This window comes from Achromobacter ruhlandii (assembly GCF_902859695.1).
Classification (GTDB): Bacteria; Pseudomonadota; Gammaproteobacteria; order Burkholderiales; family Burkholderiaceae_B; genus Achromobacter; species Achromobacter ruhlandii.
In genome coordinates this window covers 80,031-98,903 of sequence record NZ_CADIJL010000007.1, presented here as the reverse complement: position 1 = coordinate 98,903, position 18,873 = coordinate 80,031, and the positions used below count along the sequence as shown (strand labels likewise).

Sequence of the window (18,873 nt, the reverse complement as noted above, 5' to 3'; positions counted from 1 at the left end):
CCGCGCGCCGATCGGAATCCGGCCGCCGGCAAGCCGGGCAGCGTTGCCGCAAGACCCGCTAGTCCACGCGCACCAGCGCGTCTCCCGCCGTCATCTCGCCGATTACCGCGGCGTCGGCGAAGCCCTGCTCGCGGAACAGGTCCAGCACCGCCTGCGCCGCTTGCGGCGCGCACGCCACCAGCAGGCCCCCGGAGGTCTGCGGATCGGTCAGCAATGCCCGTTCGACGTCGGTCACGCCCGCCCCCAGCCGTACCGATTCGCCGTACGAGGCCCAGTTGCGGCCGGAGGCGCCGGTGATCACGCCGTCGGCGGCCAAAGCCTGCACGCCCGGCAGCCACGGCAGGGCCTCGCGCCGCAGGGTCGCGGTCAGCCCCGCGCCGCGCGCCATTTCCAGCGCGTGGCCAAGCAGGCCGAAGCCGGTGACGTCGGTGATGGCGTGCACGCCGTCCAGCGCCGCGAGCGCCGCGCCCGGTCGGTTCAGGCGCGTGGTCGTCTCGATCATCACGCGGTAGCCATCCGCGTCCAGCCGGTTTTTCTTGAGCGCCGCCGACAGGATGCCCACGCCCAGGCCCTTGCCCAGCACCAGCACGTCGCCGGCGCGCGCGTCGGCGTTGCGCTTGATGCGGTCCGGATGCACCAGCCCCATCGCCGCCAGGCCGTAGATCGGCTCGACCGAGTCGATGCTGTGGCCGCCGGCCACCGGAATGCCCGCGTCCTTGCACACCGATTCGCCGCCGCGCAGGATCTCGGCGATGACATCGTGCGGCAGCACGTTGATGGGCATGCCGACGATCGCCAGCGCCATGATCGGCGTGCCGCCCATGGCGTACACGTCCGACAGCGCGTTGGTCGCGGCGATGCGGCCGAAGTCGTAGGGATCGTCGACAATCGGCATGAAGAAGTCGGTGGTCGCGATCAGGGCCTGCTCGTCGTTGAGCCGGTAGACCGCCGCATCGTCGGCTGTCTCGGTGCCCACCAGCAGGTTGGGGTAGCTGGCGGCCGGCCCGAAGCGGGCCAGCAATTGCGACAGCACGCCGGGCGCGATCTTGCAACCGCAGCCGCCGCCGTGCGACAGCGAAGTCAAGCGCGGCACCGCCGCGGACGCTGCATCCTGAGTCATGTCAGTCTCTCCGTAAGTGATGGGAAAAGGATAGCATCGCGCCCCCGAATGGCCCTATGATGATCGGGCAGCAACGGACGGCCGCCCGCCACCGGGCGCACCGACAGCCAAACTTCACCGTGCGTGAGGGCTTCATGGATCGCCGACACTTTCTCCGTTTCTCGGGCGCGCTGTGCGCCGCCCAGGCCGCCTTGCACCTGGCCGCCCGCGCCGAACAGGCGCCCGTCAGCGCCGACTGGCGCGGCTTCGAACTGACCACCCACATCCAGGTCCGCGATCCCGGCGCCCACCCGCGCCTCTGGATTCCGCTGCCCTATGCCACCGACACCGGTTACCAGCGCGGCGCGCAAAGCGCCTGGCTGGTCAGCGGCGGCGGGGCCGCGCAGCTGGTGCAGGCCCCCGGCTACGACGTGCGCATGCTCGCCGTGCAATGGCCCGACGCCCAGGCGCCGCGCGAGGTCACGGTGACCAGCCGCTTCCAGACCCGCAACCGCCGCGTCGACCTGACCCAGCCGCCCCCCGGCGCGCCGCGTGAAAGCGCCGCCACGCTGCGCGAATTCCTTAAGCCGACCGCACTGCTGCCCACCGACGGCATCGTCAAGACCACCGCCGACCGCATCACCCAGGGTCACCACGGCACGCTGGCGCGGGCCCGGGCGATCTATGACTGGGTGGTCGACAACACCTGCCGCACCGCCTCCACCCGCGGCTGCGGCACCGGCGACGTGCGCTACATGCTCACCGCCAACGACCTGAACGGCAAATGCGCCGATATCAACGCGCTGTTCGTGGCCCTGGCGCGCGCTTCCGGAATCCCGGCACGCGACGCCTACGGCCTGCGCGTGGCCGACTCGCAGCTCGGCTTCAAGAGCCTGGGCAAGGCCGGCGACGTGACGAAAGCACAGCACTGCCGCGCCGAGTTCTACGCCGACGGCTACGGCTGGATCCCGGTCGACCCGGCGGACGTGCGCAAGGTCATGCTGGAAGAGCCGCCCGGCGACCTGCCGGCCACCGATGCCCGCGTGCGCAGCGCCCGCGTCATGCTGTTCGGCGCCTGGGAAATGAACTGGGTCGCCTACAACCACGGCCACGACGTCGCCTTGCCCGGCACCGCCCACGGCCCGGTGCCCTTCCTGATGTACCCCAACGGCGAAACCGCGGACGGCCGGCTGGACAGCCTCGACCCCGACAGCTTCCGCTACACCCTGACCGCGCGCCCGCTGTCCACCTGAGCGGGCCACGCCATGCTCAGCCGCCGCCAACTGCTGCAATCCGCCCTGTCGCTGGCGGCCCTGCCTGCCTGGGCGGGCGCCGCCAGCGACAGCGCCCTCAAGCTCGCCACCGGCCCCGACTGGGCGCCCTGGACCGCCGCTACCCCGCCCCTGGCCCTGCCCGACCTCTCCGGCCGCGAACAGAAACTCGCCAACTGGCGCGGCAATGTCGTCATCGTCAGCTTCTGGGCGACATGGTGCGACCCCTGCCGCGACGAAATCCCCCTGATGTCCGCCATGGCCAGGCGCCACCGCGAGGAAGGCCTGCGCCTGGTCGCTGTCAACGTCGGCGAAGCCCTCGGCAAGATCACCACCTTCCTGGCCAAATGGCCCGTCGCCGGCGCCGTGCTGCACGACCGCAACAGCACCGTTTCCAAGAAATGGGACGCCGTCGGCCTGCCCGCCAACTACCTCGTCGATCGCGGCGGCAGCATCCGCCACTGGCACCTGGGCGCACTGGACTGGAAAGCCGAGAACGTCAGCAGCGTCGTCACGCGGATGCTGCGCGCGTAGGCATTGGCTACCGCCTGGTGGACACGTCCGCCACGGCGAGACTTTCCGCGCGGACCATCCGTCGCAGGCGCCAATACGCCTTGAGCAGGCGTCGGAGTTGGGTGATACCGCGTGCGTGGCGAACCAGCCGCGGCCAGGCGCGAAGATCGAGCATGGCGCGCGCAAGGTGGGCCCGCATCTGCGGATCGCCCACGTCATTGCGAAGCAGACTTACGAAGCACAGAAGTTCATGCACAACGTGGCGGACCAGGGCAATGCGAGTCCTGCGGCCGAGTTCTCGTCGCGAGGACAGGACAAGCAACCTGCCGATGATATGGACATAGCTGATGCCGCGCCGCTGGCGGATCTGAGGCGAAGTCGACAGCGTTGTCGAATCGGGGTTGCGGCGATAGCCATAGACAGGTTCGGGCGCGAAGCCGATCCGCTTGGCAACAAGGGCGAGCTCGGTAGTCCAGAGAATGTCTTCGTGGAATATCGTGGGTTCGAATGCCAGCCGGTGCCGGCAGATGAGGTCACGCCTGATAAGTTGCAGGCAAACGTAGTGCGGCCATTCCCCGACGCCTACACAGTGGACGATCCAGTCCGTGCCGGCCATCGTCCGCGCGACCGGCTGCCGTGTCAGGACCGCGGGCCGGGGCGCGGGAGGGGGTGTGTCCGTGAAGCGATATGCGTTACCGATCAACACGTCCAGATCCTGCGAGACGGCCTGTTCGTACCACGCAGCGAGCCCCGCCACGGGCAACACATCATCGGCATCGGCGAATGCGATCCAGGTACCACGCGCCGCCTGCAAGCCCGCATTCCTTGCGGCGCCCTGCCCGAGATGGGTCTGCCTGATGATGCGCAGGCGCGCATCCTTGGCGGCATAGGCCTGCAGGATCGCCATGCCGCCATCGGCGGAACCATCATCGACCGCGATCACCTCCATGTTCATCGCGGCATTGCCCAACAGCGCATCCAGTTGGTGGGCAAGATACCGCTCGCAGTTATAGACAGGGACGATCAGGCTGATCTGTGGCGCAATGGGGTCGACGTGGTTCATATCCGGTAATGCGTAGGCGCGTGAATCCTCGCGCCCTGAACCGGGTCTTGCCATGGGTCTTCGATTATTCGATCCATCGTCCAACAGGCGCGGGTGGATCGGTAAACTACGCTGGATTACGAGGCCACAGGAACCAGACTCATCAATACAAGACCGGTCCGCCTGTTTTTGGCCGAACGACCATCGCGGGAACGAATGGCGGAAGGCAGCAGGAGTCGAACCTACCTGGGAACGTCTGACGCCCCCAACCGGGTTTGAAGCCCGGCCGTGCCACCGGACACGGATGCCTTCCTCGAAAACCCGCCTATGATACCGCCTGCCCGGCCCCCAGGTACGCGCTGTCCGTGCGCAGCACGTGCGTGTCACGCAGCCGCCGTGTCAGCCCCGTCCGATCGAAGAATTCCAGGATCTGGATCGCGCGTTTGCGCCCCAGGCCGGTGGCATCCCGGAAGGCCGCCGCGTTCAACCCTTCGGGTTTGCCGGCAAGCGCGACCGCCAGCGCCGCCAGCTCCGCCACCCGCTCGCGGTGATAGAACAGATCCTTCACCACCTGCGCCACCTCGCCACGCCGCAGCAGCTTGCGCAGCACCTGCCGCACGCGCTCCTCGGGCTCGCCCTGCGCGCGCGCCAGATCGCGCACCCAGGGAGGGTCGTAGGCGCCCGCGGCCAGCAGCGGCAACAGGCGTTGCGCCAGTTGCGCCTCGGCCTCGGCCAGCGCCGCGGTGTGGCCCGGCAGATGCAGCCACGGCCCGTTGCGCAACACCCGGCCCTGCTGCTGCAGATCGTCCAGCAGCCCCTGCCACAATGCCTCCGGCGCCGCCGGCAGCGCCATGCGGCGCAGGCGCGAGCCGTCCGGCCCGGGTTCGTCCGGCGCGCCCTGATGAAAGTTCGCCAGCGCCTGCTCCACCCGCGCCCGCAGCGCTTCCCAGTGCGTGGCCAGGATCAGCGTGCGCGCGCCCTGCGGCGCGCGCGGCTCGATCCAGATCGCGCCGTCGGGCGCCGCCAGCTCGCGCACCGGCCGGCCTGCCAGGCGTTGCAGCGCCGTCTCGTCCAGCCCAAGCACGGCCTGTGCCAGCAGCGGTTGCAGCCCGCCGCCGTCCAGCATCTCCGCCACGCCTTGCAGCCATTGCATCCGCGCCGGCGCGCGGCGCTTGCGGTCCGGCGCGTTCGGATCGAGCACGCGGCCGCCGCCGACCGTGCGCGTGGCCTGCGCATTGCGCACGATGTAGCGGTCGCCGGGCATCGCGCACACCAATTCGTCGAATACCAGTTGCACCCAACCCGACTGGCCCGGCGCCAAGGCATCGGCCGACAGCGGCACCACGTGCGCCACGTGGCGCGCCGCGCCGATGTGCACGTGCAGCGGCGTCCAGGCCCGCAGCGGCGCGTCGGCCGAGGGCAGCAGCGTCAAGGCCACATCGACGTGGCGCGACGGCAGAAAGCAGCGCGCATCGGCAATCCAGTCGCCGCGTGTGATGGCGCTCTTGTCGATGCCCGCCAGGTTCAGCGCGCAGCGCTGGCCAGCCGCGCCGGTCTCGCTCGGCTGGTTCTGCGCGTGGATGCCGCGCACCCGCACCCGCGTGCCCGCCGGCATCAGGCGCAGGTCGGCGTCGTCGTCGCCGACGCGGGCGCGGCCGCCGTGCGCGGTGCCGGTGACCACGGTGCCGTGGCCGGCCAGCGTGAAGACGCGGTCCACCGCCAGCCGGAACAGGCCCGCGCCGTCGCGCGCGCCCAGCGCCTGCGCCGTCTCATCCAGATGCTGTTTGAGGCGCGCCACGCCATCGTCGCCGACGCGCGCCGCGCACACCTCGAACACGGGCGCATCCCGCAGGAAGGTGTCGGCCGCCAGCGCCGCGATCTCGCCGCGCACCGCCGCCAGCCGGGCCGGGTCGGCGCGGTCGGCCTTGGTCAAGGCCACCGCGCCGCGCGCCACGCCCAGCAGCGACAGGATCGCCAGGTGTTCGCGGGTCTGCGGCATGACGCCGTCATCGGCCGCCACCACCAGCAGGCCGAAGTCGATGCCGCTGGCGCCCGCCGCCATGGTGTGCACCAGCTTCTCGTGGCCCGGCACGTCGATGAAGCCCAGCACGTCGCCGTTGGGCAGGGGCGTGTAGGCGTAGCCCAGTTCGATTGAAATGCCGCGCGCCTTCTCTTCCTTGAGACGGTCGGTGTCGACCCCCGTCAGCGCCCGCACCAGCGTGGTCTTGCCATGGTCGATATGGCCGGCGGTGCCGACGATCATGCGCGCGGCTCCACGGATTGCGGCGCCGATGGCGCGGCGGAGGGTTCAGCGCGTCTTTCGGCGAGTTGTGCGGTGAAGGCGGCCTCGTCGCGCGCCTCCAGGCAGCGCAGGTCGAGCCACAGCGCATCATCGGCGATACGGCCGATCACCGGCACCGGCAGGTTGCGCAAGCGCGTCTCCAGGCGGTCCAGATGGCGGCCGGGACGGCCCTTGCCGCGATAGCGCACCGCCAGCCCGTAACTGGGCAACTGGTCCACCGGCAATGCGCCGCTGCCGATCTGGCTGAACATCGGCACCGCCTCGACCTCGTAGTCCGCGCCCGCCGCGTGCGCCAGCACGCCGCGCAGGCGCTCGGCCAGCGGCTGGATCTCGCGCTGCGGCCGCGTCAGCAGGCGCAGCGTGGTCAGGCGCTGCGCCAGGAATTCCGGCGCGCGGTACAGCTGCAATACCGGTTCGAGCGCGGCCAGCGTCAGCTTGCCCACGCGCAGGGCGCGCTTGAGCGGGTTCTTCTTGATCTTGCGGATCAGGTCGGCGCGCCCGACCAGCAGGCCGGCCTGCGGGCCGCCCAGCAGCTTGTCGCCGCTGAAGGTGACCAGGTCAGCGCCGGCGGCAATGGTCTCGCGCACCGTGTCCTCGCGCGGCAGGCCGAACTGGGTCAGGTCCACCAGCGTGCCGCTGCCCAGGTCCACCGTGGCCGGCAGGCCGCGCGCATGCGCCAGCGCCGCCACCTCGGCCACGCCGACGCTCTTGGTGAAGCCGGTGACGGCGTAGTTGCTGCAATGCACCTTCATCAGCATCGCGGTGCGCGGGCCGATGGCGTTCTCGTAGTCGGCGGCGTGGGTGCGGTTGGTGGTGCCCACCTCGACCAGCCTGGCGCCTGCGCGCTTCATGATGTCGGGGATGCGGAAGGCGCCGCCGATCTCGACCAGCTCGCCGCGCGACACCACCACCTCGCGGCGGTCGGCCAGCGCGTTCAGCATCAGCAGCACGGCGGCGGCGTTGTTGTTGACCACCGTCGCGGCCTCGGCCCCGGTCAGTTCGCACAGCAGGTCGTCGATCAGGTCGTCGCGGTCGCCTCGGCCGCCGCTGTCCAGGTCGAATTCCAGGTTGGCCGGCGTGGTCAGCGCGCGCAGCACCGAGGCCACCGCCTCGTCGGGCAGCAGCGCGCGGCCCAGGTTGGTGTGCAGCACGGTGCCGGTCAGGTTGTAGACGGCGCGCAGACGCGGGGCGGCGGCACGCGCCAGGGCGCTGTCGACGGCGGCGGCCACGGCGGCTTCCGCCAGGTCCGCGCGCGGCAGCTCGCCGGCCAGGGCGCGCTGGCGCAGGACGTCCAGGTGCCGGCGCAGGGCCGCCACCACCTGCGTGCGGCCATGCGAGTCCAGCGCCGCGGCCAGCGCCGGCGCGTTCAGCAGCCGGTCGAGCGCGGGGATGTCGGCGGCGGCGGCGAACCCGGTCATGGCTATTCCTCCTCGGCGCCGTGCCACAGCAGCGGATTGCCGCTGGCGCGCGAATAGCCGGCCTCGCCCACCAGCACGTCCAGCATCAGGCTGGCGAGGTCGTCGGCCACCGGCTCCACGTGCAGGTCCTTGTCCTGGTAGAAGATCTTGCGGTAGGTATGGCAGCGGTCGCAGGTCTCGGCCTTGATGGCGGGCGCGCGGCCCTCGATGGCCTGGTAGGCCACGGACTCGACATCCTCGCAATGCGAACACTTGACCCGCACCATGTGCCACTGGGTCGCGCACAGGCTGCAGCACAGGTAGCGGTAGCCCTCGAACTGCCCGCCCACGCGCACCACGCTGGCCACCGGCAGGCTGGCGCACACCGGGCAGACGCCGAAGGGCGAGGCCACCGGCAGTTGCTTTTCGTCGAAGCGGCTGGCCAGGTCGGTCCAGTACACCTGCAGGGCAGCCATGACGAACGGCGCGGCGGCGCCGTCGACGCCGCGATGCTGTTCCGACAACACCGCCTCGGCCAGGTCTTCGAGCGATTCGGTGTCTTCGTCGAGCGCGCGGCGCAACGCCGCGCAGACGTCCAGGGCCTCGGCCGGCACGTCCTGGCCGCCGGCAACCTCGTCGACCAGTTGGCGCAGGATGTCGCGCCACAGCGGGTCGCGCGGCCAGCCCACCGCCTGCAACGGCGGCATGCCATGGGCCTGCGCCAGGGCGATGCGGTCTTCCGAGGCCGGCGGCGCGTTGCAGTCGCGCAGGGCATGGTGCTGGGCGTCGACCAGCCGCGCCATCAGCAGCAGGTAGTCGGCCACCGGGCTATCCACGGCCAGCTGCCGCAGGCGTGCCGCGCGCGTCGCGAAAACCGAATCGCGCGCCGGCAGCTGGATGCGGGGGATGGTGTTGTGATCGAGCGCCTCGATCTCGCCACGCGGAAGAATTCGCTGCAATTGCGTCTCCAGATAAACAAACACGGCTGCCGCCCCGACAGGGGGAGGCAGCCGTGCGGTGGGATCGGGCGGGATCCACCCGGCGGCGCCGCCACCGCCGCCAGGTGGCGCCCGCCGCGCGGGGCCCGCTTACTTCGTCGTGGACTGCTTGCCGATTTGTTCCCGGAACCAGGCGCGGTGGTGCTTCCACGCCCAGCCCGCGGTCACGTAGCCGCGCAGCATCGCCGTGAGCGAGCCCTTGACCCAGATCGCCGCATAAATATGCACAATGATCGCGCAAATCAGCACCAATGCACAAACGGCATGCAGCACCGAAGCGGCGCGCACCACCCAGATCGGGAAATAGAAGGCGAAGAATTCGCGCCAGATCACAATGCCGCTGACGAACAGCCCCAGCATGCACAGGATCAGCACATAGAACAGCAGCTTCTGGCCGGCGTTGTACTTGCCGACCTCGGGCAGCTTGTCCTCGCGGTTCTCGACCACGTCGTTGAGCTGGCTGAGCCACTGGCGGTCGGCCTTGGTCATCAGGTTGTGGCGCCACATGTGGCCGGCGAACACCACGAAGCAGAAGAACATCACCAGCCCGATGAACGGATGCAGGATGCGGGTCCAGGGACCGCCGCCGAACAGGTTGGTGAGCCAGAACATCGAGGGATGGAACAGCGCCAGCCCGGACAGCGCCAACAGGATGAACGTGAGGGCGATGATCCAGTGGTTGGTGCGCTCGCCGGGGGAATAGCGCTTGATCCGGCGGTGATGGCGGTCGTCACTCATGGCGGATCTCCTCTTCGGCGCGACGTTCGTCTTCCTCGTCGACCTCGTTGCGGCCGACGCGGGCGTAGTGGAAGAAGCCAGCCAGCGCCGTCAGCGCCATGGCGGCCACGCCCAGCGGCTTGGCGATGCCCTTCCACAGCGAGACCATCGGGCTGATCTGCGGGTCCTTCGGCAGCCCGTGGTACAGCCCGGGCTGGTCGGCATGATGCAGCACGTACATCACGTGCGTGCCGCCCACGCCCTGCGGGTCATACAGGCCGGCCTGCTCGAAACCGCGCGATTTCAGGTCCTCGATGCGTTCGGCCGCGTGCTGCTTCATGTCGTCCTTGGTGCCGAACACGATGGCGCCGGTGGGGCAGGACTTGACGCAGGCCGGCTCCTGGCCGACGGCCACGCGGTCGGAACACAGGGTGCACTTGTACGCCTTGTGGTCCTTCTTGCTGATGCGCGGCACGTTGAACGGGCAGCCGGTGATGCAGTAGCCGCAACCGATGCAGTTCTCTTCGTGGAAATCGACGATGCCGTTGTTGTACTGGATGATGGCGCCCGGCGACGGACAGGCCTTCAGGCAGCCCGGATCCTCGCAGTGCATGCAGCCGTCCTTGCGGATCAGCCACTCCAGGTCGCCCTGCGGGTTCTCGTATTCCGAGAAGCGCATGACGGTCCAGGAATGCTCGGTCAGGTCGGCCGGGTTGTCGTAGACGCCGACGTTGGTGCCGATCTCGTCGCGCAGGTCGTTCCACTCCATGCACGCGCTCTGGCAGGCCTTGCAGCCGATGCACTTGGAGACGTCGATCAGCTTGGCCACGGACCCGGTGATGGGTTCGCGCACGCCCGGCGGCGGCGTGGTGGTGGCCGAGCGCCGTTTGATGTCGAGGGATTGCATAGACATGAGCGCTCTCCTAGATCTTCTCGACCTGCACCAGGAACGACTTGAATTCCGGTGTCTGCGAATTGCCGTCGCCCACGAACGGGGTCAGGGTGTTGGTCAGGAAGCCCGGTTTGGCAATGCCGACAAAGCCCCAGTGGATCGGGATGCCGACGTGGTAGACCGTCTTGCCCTCGATGGTCAGCGGGCGCAGGCGCTTGGTGACCAGCGCCACGGCCTTGATGTAGCCGCGGTTGGACGACACCTTCACGCGCGAGCCGTTGGCGATGCCCAGTTCCTTGGCCATGACCTCGCTGATCTCGACGAACTGCTCGGGTTGCAGGATCGCGTTGATGCGGACGTTCTTGGTCCAGTAGTGGAAGTGCTCGGTGAGGCGGTAGGTGGTGGCCACGTAGGGGAACTTGTCCACCGTGCCCATCGCCGCCAGGTCGTCCTTGAACACGCGCGCCGCCGGGTTGCTGGTGACGCCCTTGGCCTTCGGATACAGCGGGTTGTAGCCCAGCGGCGTCTCGAACGGCTCGTAGTGTTCCGGGAACGGCCCTTCGGCCATGCCGGCGCGCGCGAAGAAGCGCGCCACGCCCTCGGGGTTCATGATGAACGGGCCCATGCCGCCGTCGGGGTTTTCATCGCCCTTGAAGTCGGGGATGTCGGCGCCGACCCAGGCCTTGCCGTTCCATGAAATCAGGCTGCGGCGCGGGTTGAACGGCTTGCCCGCGACGTCGCAGGAGGCGCGGTTGTACAGGATGCGGCGGTTGGCCGGCCAGGCCCAGGCCCAGTTCAGCGTCTGGCCGATGCCGGTCGGGTCGCTGTTGTCGCGGCGCGCCATCAGGTTGCCGCCGGGCCCCCAGGCGCCGGCGAAGATCCAGCAGCCGCTGGCGGTGGAACCGTCGTCGCGCAGCTCGGCAAAGCCGGCCAGTTGTTCGCCGCCCTTGCGCGTGACCTTGGTCGGGTCCTTGGGGTCGACCAGGTCCACCAGCGCCTTGCCCGAGTATTCCTTGGCCAGCTCTTCCGCGGTCGGGCTCTGCGGGTTGGAATACGGCCAGGACAGGTTGACGATGGGGTCGGGGTACTTGCCGCCCTCTTCCTGGTACATCTTGCGCAGGCGCGTGAAGATCAGCGACATGATCTCGATGTCGCTCTTGGCCTCGCCCGGCGGCTCGGCGCCCTTCCAGTGCCATTGCAGCCAGCGCCCGGAGTTCACCAGCGCGCCGTCTTCCTCGGCGAAACAGGTGGTGGGCAGGCGGAACACTTCGGTCTGGATCTGCTTGGGATCGACGTCGTTGGCCTCGCCGGCGTTGCGCCAGAATTCCGAGGTCTCGGTGACCAGCGGGTCCATGATGACCAGGAACTTGAGCTTGGCGAAACCGGCGTTCAGCTTGGCCTTGTTGGGCGCGGCCGCCAGCGGGTTGAAGCCCTGCGCCAGGTAGCCGTTCATCTTGCCCTGGTTCATCAGCTCGTAGACCTGCAGCATGTCGTAGAGCTTGTCGAGCTTGGGCAGGTAGTCGAACGCCCAGTTGTTCTCGGCGGTCGCGGCCTTGCCCCACCAGGCCTTCATCAGGCTCACGTGGAACTTGCCGTAGTTCTGCCAGTAGCTGAGCTGGTTCGGCCGCAGCGGCTTGAGCGCGCGCGCGGCGATGTACTTGCCGTAGTCCTGCTCGGGCTCGTTGGGCAGCGTCATGTAGCCGGGCAGCAGGTTCGACATCAGGCCCAGGTCGGTCAGGCCCTGGATGTTCGAGTGCCCGCGCAGCGCGTTCATGCCGCCGCCGGCGATGCCGATGTTGCCCAGCAGCAGCTGCACCATGGCGCCGGTGCGGATGATCTGCGAACCGATCGAGTGCTGCGTCCAGCCCAGCGCGTACAGGATGGTGGCGGCCCGGTCGGTGGTGGCGGTGGACGCCAGCATCTCGCAGACCTTCAGGAACTTGTCGCGCGGCGTGCCGCAGACACGTTCGACCATCTCTTCGGTATAGCGCGAGTAGTGCTTCTTGAGCAGCTGGTAGACCGAACGCGGATGCGCCAGCGTCGGATCGGTCTTGACGTAGCCGTCGTCGCCGCGCTCGTAGTCCCAACTGGCCTTGTCGTAGGTCCGCTTCTCGGCGTTGTAGCCGGAGTACAGGCCCGCGTCGAACGCGAAGTCCTCGCGCACGATGTAGGAAAAGTCGGTGTAGTTGCGCACGTACTCGTGCTGGATCTTGTCGTGATCCAACAGGTACTTGATGACGCCACCCAGGAAGATGATGTCGGTGCCGGTGCGTATGGGCGCGTAGAAGTCCGCCACGGATGCCGAGCGCGTGAAGCGCGGATCCACGACGATCAGCTTCGCCTTGTTATGGGCTTTCGCTTCCGTGACCCATTTGAACCCGCAGGGGTGGGCCTCGGCGGCATTGCCGCCCATGATCAGTACTACGTCCGCGTTCTTGATGTCGACCCAATGGTTCGTCATCGCTCCACGGCCAAACGTCGGGGCAAGACCTGCCACCGTCGGGCCATGTCAGACACGGGCTTGGTTGTCGAACGCCAGCATCCCCATGCTACGCACGGTCTTGTGCGTGATATAGCCGACCTCGTTGCTGCTTGCCGAGGCGGCCAGCATGCCGGTGGTCAGCCAGCGGTTGACCGTCTTGCCGTCTTCGGTCTTTTCGACGAAGTTGGCGTCACGGTCGGCCTTCATGAGCTTGGTGATGCGCGTGAGCGCGTCGTCCCAGGAGATCCGTTCCCACTTGTCCGAACCGGGCGCCCGGTATTCCGGGTACTTCAGGCGGTTGGGGCTGTGGATGAAGTCGATCAGGGCCGCGCCCTTGGGACAGAGCGTGCCGCGGTTGACGGGGTGGTCGGGGTCGCCCTCGATGTGCATGATGCTGGCGCGGGCATTCTTGGCGCCATCGCCCAGGCCATACATCAGCAGACCACAGGCGACCGAACAGTAGGGACAGGTGTTGCGCGTTTCCGTCATGCGCGCAAGCTTGTACTGGCGCACCTCGGCCATGGCCGTGCCAGGGGCTACCCCCAGCAATGCCAGGCTCGAGCCAGCCAGCGTGGTACCGGTCACCTTGAAGAACTGGCGGCGGTTCATGTTGACCATGAAGCACTCCTCTCCGGGTGAATAGGAGGAAAGCGCGGGCCGGTCCGGGGGAAAAGCCCTACGAATTCCAAGGATATGCAAGCAAGTATAGGCGCAGCGCGAGCGAGTTGCCATGCCTTGCGTCCCCTGAACACAAAATCGGGCAATGAGAACGATTTACCGCCAGGATCGGGCTTTTTCGCGGATTTTGGATGATCGCGAGACTGCTACCATTGCTCGCGGCGGGTTCCGGCCCGCTTTTACGCCCTTCCTGCCTGCCCGTTGGAGCGCCGATGCGCCGTTTTGCCCCCCTGGTCCTGTCCCTGTCGCTGGCCGCGCACGGCCTGTCGCCCGCGCCAGCCGTCGCCGCGCCGGCGCCGACCCCGGCGGCGGCGGCCACCGAATCCGCCCGCGAGGCGGCAATGGAAGGCTATCTGTATTTCTACCCGCTGCTCACCCTGGACCTGACCCGGCGCCAGTTCACGCATCCGTCGCAGGGCGATCTGGGCGCGCCCGCCAACACCTTCCTGCACACCCGCGCCCTGCCCCGGCCGGGCGCGGCCACGCCCTGGGGCAACCCTGACATGCTGCGCAGCACCGCCTGGATCGACCTGAGCGCCGGGCCGGTGGTGCTGTCGGTGCCGGACAGTCAGGGACGCCCGTATACCCTGACGCTGCTGGATCTGTGGAACGAGGCCTTCGCCACGGTTGGCAAGCGCAGCACGGGCACCGCCCGCGGCAATACCGCGATCGTGCCGCCGGGCTGGTCCGGCACCCTGCCATCGGGCATGCCGCGCATCGACGCGCCCACGGCGTATGTCTGGGCCCGCTCACTGGTCCAGACCGACGGCCCGGCTGACTATCCGGCGGTCCACGCGCTGCAGGATGGCTTCACTCTGACGCCGCTGGCGCAGTGGAACCTGCCGCCGCAGTCGCAGCGCATCAAAGCCGATCCGTCGCTGGACCTGAAGACGCCGGTGCGCGAGCAGGTCGAATCGATGCCGACCGACGCCTTCTTCACCTATGCCGCCGAGCTGCTGCGCCGCAATCCGGCGCATGCCACCGACCAGCCCGTGCTGGCCAAGCTGCGCCGGGTCGGGCTGATCCCCGGCCGGCCGTTCGACTTCGACAAGCTCGACCACCCGGTCAAGCAGGGCCTGCGGCGCGGCCTGCGCGAAGCGCGCGAACGCATGCTGGCGGCCGCCGGCGTCAGCCTGGCCAGCGTCAACGGCTGGCAGCGCGAGACGGCCAGCGCCGGCGTCTACGGCAACGCCTATCTGCGGCGCGCGCTGTCGGCCCAGGCCCAGCCGGGCGCGGGGCTGCCCGAGGACCTGTCGGCGCTGCTGCTGGCCGCCGACAGCCAGGGCCGGCCGCTGGATGGCGCCCATCGCTACACGCTGCACTTCGACAGCGGCCAGTTGCCGCCAGCCGGCGCGCGGTGGTCGCTGGCCGCCTACGACGCGCAAGGCCTGCCGGTGGCCAATCCCATCGACCGCTACGCACTGGGCGAACGCGATCCGCTGCAGTACAACGCCGACGGCTCGCTCGACCTGCTGATCAGCCACGCCGCCCCCGAGCCCGGCGCGCAGGCCAACTGGCTGCCGGTGGCGGCCAGCGGCCCGGTATACGTGCTGCTGCGGGTCTATGCCCCGGGTCCGGCCCTGCTGGACGGGCTGTGGACGCCACCGCCGGCCGTGCGCGACGAACCGGAGGCCGAACCGGAATCCGCGCCCGAGGCGGAACCCCGGGCGGGGGCCGCGCCGGGCGGCGTCGCAACGCCCGCCACGACGCCGCCCGGCGCTCCCGTCCCCGGCCCCGCGAAGAAACCCTGACAAACCCGCCGCCGACGGCGCCATGACAGGGTTTCGCCACTACCATAGGCGTTTTGTCGCCGAGTAGAACGCCCGCCATGGACGAAGCCTTTAGCCACCAACTGTCGATGACCATCCTGATGACGCCCGATATGGCGAACTTCTCAGGCAATGTGCACGGCGGAACCATCCTCAAGTACCTGGACCAGGTCGCCTACGCCTGTGCCAGCCGCTACGCCGGCCAGTACGTGGTGACCCTGTCGGTCGACCAGGTCGTATTCCGCGAGCCGATTCACGTTGGCGAGCTGGTGACCTTCCTGGCGGCGGTGAACTACACCGGCCGTACCTCGATGGAAATCGGCATCAAGGTGGTCACCGAGGACATCCGCAAGAAGCTGGTGCGCCACACCAACAGCTGTTACTTCACGATGGTGGCGGTGGACGACAACGGCGCCCCCACCGCGGTGCCGCCGCTGGCGCCGCGCAACCTCGAGGAAAAGCAGCGCTTCGAGGCCGCCCGCCTGCGCCGCGAACTGCGCCAGGAAATGGAACGGCGCCACGACGAGATCAAGCGCGAAACCACCCATGAGGGGTGAACGCCCCCACGCCGCGCGCGCTTCGCGCGCTAGCTGCCCCCCGAGGGGGCTGCCCGCCCTTGGGGCGGCCCGGCGGGCGGGCGGGCGGCTATTCTTGCGATGAGCGGCGTCCAGGTCGCAGGTGAGCGGACATGAAAACCGGGCCTTGAGGCCCGGTTTTTTTTGGCGACGGCGCAACGCGGCGCGTCACGCGCCTTCGGCCGCGCCCGGCGGGCGCGACGGCGGCGCCGTCACGGCCGGTTCACGGTCGCGGCCGACCATGCGCTTGAGGCCCAGCCACTGTTGCGACCAGAAGCCCTGGCCGTAGTCGCGGCCGCCCAGTTCCGGCTGCTGGTCATGGATGCCGGTGGGGCCGTAGCCGACGCCAAAGCGCGCCGAGCGGAACAACACGTCCCAGACCGGGAACAGCGCGGCAAAGTTGTAGCCGCCGGCCGGCCCCGGCGTCGACGCGTCATAGGCGATGGAATGGTGATGGCGGTGGAAACGCGGGCTGACCAGCAGGCGTTCGCCAATGGCGCCGAAGTGCATGCGCAGGTTGGCGTGCGAGAAGCTCTGCGCCAGCTGGGTGATGGCCACGATCGCCACGAACTGCGCGGGCGGCACGCCCACCAGCTGCGACACGAACACCACCACGACGTCGCGCAGCATGTCGTCCAGCAGGTGGTTGCGGTCATCGCTCCACATGGTCATCTGGCGCTGGCTGTGGTGCACCGCGTGCAGCGCCCAGAGCCAGGCGAAACGGTGCTGGGCGCGGTGGTACAGGTAGTCCACCAGGTCGAACAGCAGCAGGTAGATGATCAGGCTGACCCAGGCCTGGTCGGTCACGCCGGGCCAGTACTGGTCGAGCTGGAACGGCGCGAAGCCCCAGATGTGCAGCTGCCCGAAGATGCTGTCCCAGAACGGGTCGATGGTGAAGAACAACGCCAGGCGGAACACGCCCAGGCGATGGATCAGCGTGTAGATCACGTCGATGCCGATCTGGCGGCGGTCGGTGACCGGCTCGACCGGGCGCAGGCGCTGCAGCGGGCCGAACACCAGCAGCAGCACGGCCACCTGCAGCAGGCCGACCAGCAGCCACATGGTGGCGTCGTAGCCGTCCTCGATGAAATTGCTCAGGCCCAGGTGGAACAGCGCCGGCTGCACCAGGGTTTCGAACAACCATTGCTGACAGTTCCCGAACCATTGACTAAGCGTATCCATGATCAGTGATGCGTGGCGATCCAGTCGCGGTAAGCCGGATGCGTATCCAAGGTAGCAAAACAATAGCCCTTGCGCTGCAGGCCTTCAATCAGCGGCTCCAGCACGGCGGGCGCCCAGGGGTCCTGGCGCGACCAGATGCCCAGGTGCGCCAGCAGGATGTCGCCGGGCTTGATGGTGCGCAGCGCCTGGTCCAGCAGCTTGGCATTGGGGTACTTGTCGCTGGGCAGTTCGTCGCCCAGGAAACCGGCCGGCGCCCAGCCCACGTGCTCGAAGCCGCAGGCCTTGGCGGCGCGCAGCAGGGCCGGCGAGGTCTTGCCGCCCGGCGCGCGGTACAGCGGCAGCATCTGCTTGCCGGTCATCTGCGTGAAGCGGGTGGCGGAGCGCTTGATCTCGGCGCAGTACTGCTCGGCGGTCCAGGTCTCGCGCTTACCCGTGTCGGGGCCGGCGCTGGGCTTGACGCGGAACTTGCCGTCCGGCAGGTCGCCCTGCCAGTAGACGTGGTCGTAGGTGTGCGAGCCGAACACGTGGCCCTCGGCCGCGCGCGCCTTCCACCACGGCGCCCACTGGTCGTCCAGGCTGCTGCCGTCGGTCAGGGTGCGCTCGTTGGCCAGGAAAAACGTGACCTTGACGTGGTGGCGCGCCAGCACGTCGGCGATCAGCGGCGCCACGCCCATGTGGCCGGTGTCGAAGGTCAGGTAGACCGGCTTGTCACAGGACGCGGGGGCCGCTGTGGCGGCCTGCGCCGCCAGCGCCAGGCAGACGGCGGCGGCCAGTTGCCGTTTAGCGGGTCGCCGCATGGTTCAGCGTCCAGACGCCGTGCGGCGACTTGCCGACGTTGACCTGCTTGACGACCTTCTTCTGCTCCAGGTCCACCACGGTGAGCTTGCGGGCCCAGCGCGACGTGACCAGCAGGGTCTTGCCGTCGGCCAGCACGTCCATGCAATCGGGACCGCCCGGCACCGGGAAGGTGTCGACCACGGCCAGCGTCTGCAGGTCGATGCGGCTGATGGAGTTGGCGGTGCGGTTGCTGACGAACAGGTGGCGCTGGTCGCCCTGGGCGCGGAAGGCGTGCGCGCCGGCGGCGGTCTTGATGCGCGAGATCAACTTGGCCGGGCCCTTGCTGACGTCATAGGCCTCGACGTAGGAATCGCCGGTCAGCGCCACCAGCAGCGTTTTCTGGTCGGGCGTGAGGAACACGTCGGCCGGGGTCTTGCCGACCGAGACGGTCCATTTGGGCGTCTGCGTGGCCAGGTCGATGGCGATGAGCTGGTCGCTGTCCTGCAGCGTGACGTACGCCGTGGTGCTCTTGGCGTCGATCATGATGTGGCTGGGCGTCTTGCCGGCCGGGATGCGCTTGACCAGCGTCAGGTCGAAGCCCTTTTCCAGCGGCTTCCAGGCGTAGATGTCGATGTGGTCCAGGCGATTGGCGGCCGTGACGAACCACTTCATGTCCGGCGAGAACTGCAACTGGTAGGGATCGACGATGCCGGTCAGGGTGCGCTGCACCTCGCCGGTCTTGGGATCCATCAGCGTGATCGAGTCGCCGGTGGCGTTGGCGACCATCAGCGACTTCTTGTCAGGCGTGAGATACAGGTGGTGCGGTTCCTTGCCCGTGGGGACGCGCCGCAATTCCGTGTACGTGGCGGGATCGACGATGCTGACGTTGGCGTCCAGGGAGTTCAGGACGAAGATCGGGGCCGACGCCGCGGCGGCGCTGAGCGCCATCCCTGCGCCGAAAATGGCGCAGCGGACAAAATGCAAGGGATTCAATTTCCAGGTCCGACAAAAGGGGATCGGGCGCCGATCCCAGTGCTCGCCATTTTGGCATAGCCAACTGTCAAAAAACCGTAAACCCCGGCCGACCGGGCCGCGCGGCAGGCAGGTTGCGGCACCGCTACAACGCTCGCGCCGCCACACCTGCAACAATCGTAAAAAAACATTTGGCGCCAATGGGTT

General features: G+C 68.6%; 15 protein-coding genes and 1 tRNA gene. 4 read left to right on the top strand and 12 right to left on the bottom strand.

The genetic code is table 11. From position 1 onward, the window contains the following. Nucleotides 1-58: 58 nt before the first annotated feature. Nucleotides 59-1,120: a selenide, water dikinase SelD gene (gene selD / locus HV742_RS11315; RefSeq protein ID WP_175145171.1), complete on the bottom strand. Its 1,062-nt coding sequence runs from the start codon at nucleotides 1,118-1,120 to the stop codon at nucleotides 59-61. Between the two features lie 134 nt (nucleotides 1,121-1,254). Here selD and HV742_RS11310 point away from each other — a divergent pair, with 134 nt between their 5' ends. Together HV742_RS11310 and HV742_RS11305 are read left to right on the top strand one after the other, a co-directional pair. Next, nucleotides 1,255-2,352, top strand: coding sequence for a transglutaminase-like domain-containing protein (locus tag HV742_RS11310; RefSeq protein ID WP_175145169.1), 1,098 nt, complete (start codon nucleotides 1,255-1,257; stop codon nucleotides 2,350-2,352). 12 nt (nucleotides 2,353-2,364) lie between these two features. Further along, nucleotides 2,365-2,904: a TlpA disulfide reductase family protein gene (locus HV742_RS11305; protein WP_068951387.1), complete on the top strand. Its 540-nt coding sequence runs from the start codon at nucleotides 2,365-2,367 to the stop codon at nucleotides 2,902-2,904. A 7-nt stretch (nucleotides 2,905-2,911) separates the two neighbouring features. On the opposite strand, the gene HV742_RS11300 is transcribed toward HV742_RS11305, so the two are convergent. The 8 genes from HV742_RS11300 to fdnG form a co-directional block, all read right to left on the bottom strand. Next, a complete protein-coding gene (locus HV742_RS11300; RefSeq protein ID WP_175145167.1) occupies nucleotides 2,912-3,946 on the bottom strand; it encodes a glycosyltransferase in 1,035 nt (344 codons plus the stop codon). Between the two features lie 196 nt (nucleotides 3,947-4,142). After that, nucleotides 4,143-4,238: transfer RNA gene (locus HV742_RS11295), tRNA-Sec, on the bottom strand. Between the two features lie 12 nt (nucleotides 4,239-4,250). Beyond that, nucleotides 4,251-6,188 carry a selenocysteine-specific translation elongation factor gene (gene selB, locus HV742_RS11290; RefSeq protein WP_175145165.1) on the bottom strand — a complete coding sequence of 646 codons (1,938 nt, stop codon included), beginning with the start codon at nucleotides 6,186-6,188 and terminating at the stop codon, nucleotides 4,251-4,253. Further along, nucleotides 6,185-7,645: an L-seryl-tRNA(Sec) selenium transferase gene (gene selA, locus HV742_RS11285; RefSeq protein WP_175145163.1), complete on the bottom strand. Its 1,461-nt coding sequence runs from the start codon at nucleotides 7,643-7,645 to the stop codon at nucleotides 6,185-6,187. Before selA ends, selB begins: the two co-directional genes overlap by 4 nt. A 2-nt stretch (nucleotides 7,646-7,647) precedes the next feature. Further along, entirely contained in the window at nucleotides 7,648-8,583 is a 936-nt protein-coding gene (fdhE, locus tag HV742_RS11280) for a formate dehydrogenase accessory protein FdhE (RefSeq protein ID WP_054420012.1), read from the bottom strand. A gap of 129 nt (nucleotides 8,584-8,712) precedes the next feature. Next, nucleotides 8,713-9,360 (bottom strand): formate dehydrogenase subunit gamma, encoded by a 648-nt coding sequence (locus tag HV742_RS11275; RefSeq protein ID WP_049070779.1) that lies wholly within the window; start codon nucleotides 9,358-9,360, stop codon nucleotides 8,713-8,715. Beyond that, the gene (gene fdxH / locus HV742_RS11270) at nucleotides 9,353-10,252 is read right to left on the bottom strand and encodes a formate dehydrogenase subunit beta (protein WP_063582523.1); all 900 of its coding nucleotides are present in this window, start codon (nucleotides 10,250-10,252) and stop codon (nucleotides 9,353-9,355) included. The genes HV742_RS11275 and fdxH overlap by 8 nt, the downstream gene beginning before the upstream one ends. Nucleotides 10,253-10,262: 10 nt before the next feature. Continuing rightward, a complete protein-coding gene (gene fdnG / locus HV742_RS11265) occupies nucleotides 10,263-13,331 on the bottom strand; it encodes a formate dehydrogenase-N subunit alpha (RefSeq protein WP_139122155.1) in 3,069 nt (1,022 codons plus the stop codon). Nucleotides 13,332-13,603: 272 nt separating this feature from the next. On the opposite strand from fdnG, the gene HV742_RS11260 reads away from it, so the two are divergent. Continuing rightward, on the top strand, nucleotides 13,604-15,142 hold the full coding sequence (locus HV742_RS11260; RefSeq protein WP_175145161.1) for a DUF1254 domain-containing protein: 1,539 nt from the start codon (nucleotides 13,604-13,606) through the stop codon (nucleotides 15,140-15,142). A 77-nt stretch (nucleotides 15,143-15,219) separates the two neighbouring features. Continuing rightward, nucleotides 15,220-15,717 carry an acyl-CoA thioesterase gene (locus tag HV742_RS11255; RefSeq protein WP_054420021.1) on the top strand — a complete coding sequence of 166 codons (498 nt, stop codon included), beginning with the start codon at nucleotides 15,220-15,222 and terminating at the stop codon, nucleotides 15,715-15,717. A 186-nt stretch (nucleotides 15,718-15,903) separates the two neighbouring features. Here the strand turns inward: HV742_RS11255 and HV742_RS11250 are convergent, their stop codons facing one another. From HV742_RS11250 to HV742_RS11240, 3 genes are read right to left on the bottom strand one after another with little or no spacing between them, the layout of a single operon-like run. Further along, nucleotides 15,904-16,917 carry a sterol desaturase family protein gene (locus HV742_RS11250; RefSeq protein WP_175145159.1) on the bottom strand — a complete coding sequence of 338 codons (1,014 nt, stop codon included), beginning with the start codon at nucleotides 16,915-16,917 and terminating at the stop codon, nucleotides 15,904-15,906. A 2-nt stretch (nucleotides 16,918-16,919) separates the two neighbouring features. Further along, nucleotides 16,920-17,714 carry a polysaccharide deacetylase family protein gene (locus HV742_RS11245; protein ID WP_059269041.1) on the bottom strand — a complete coding sequence of 265 codons (795 nt, stop codon included), beginning with the start codon at nucleotides 17,712-17,714 and terminating at the stop codon, nucleotides 16,920-16,922. Then, entirely contained in the window at nucleotides 17,698-18,642 is a 945-nt protein-coding gene (locus HV742_RS11240) for a YVTN family beta-propeller repeat protein (RefSeq protein ID WP_049070767.1), read from the bottom strand. The genes HV742_RS11245 and HV742_RS11240 overlap by 17 nt, the downstream gene beginning before the upstream one ends. Nucleotides 18,643-18,873 lie beyond the last annotated feature (231 nt).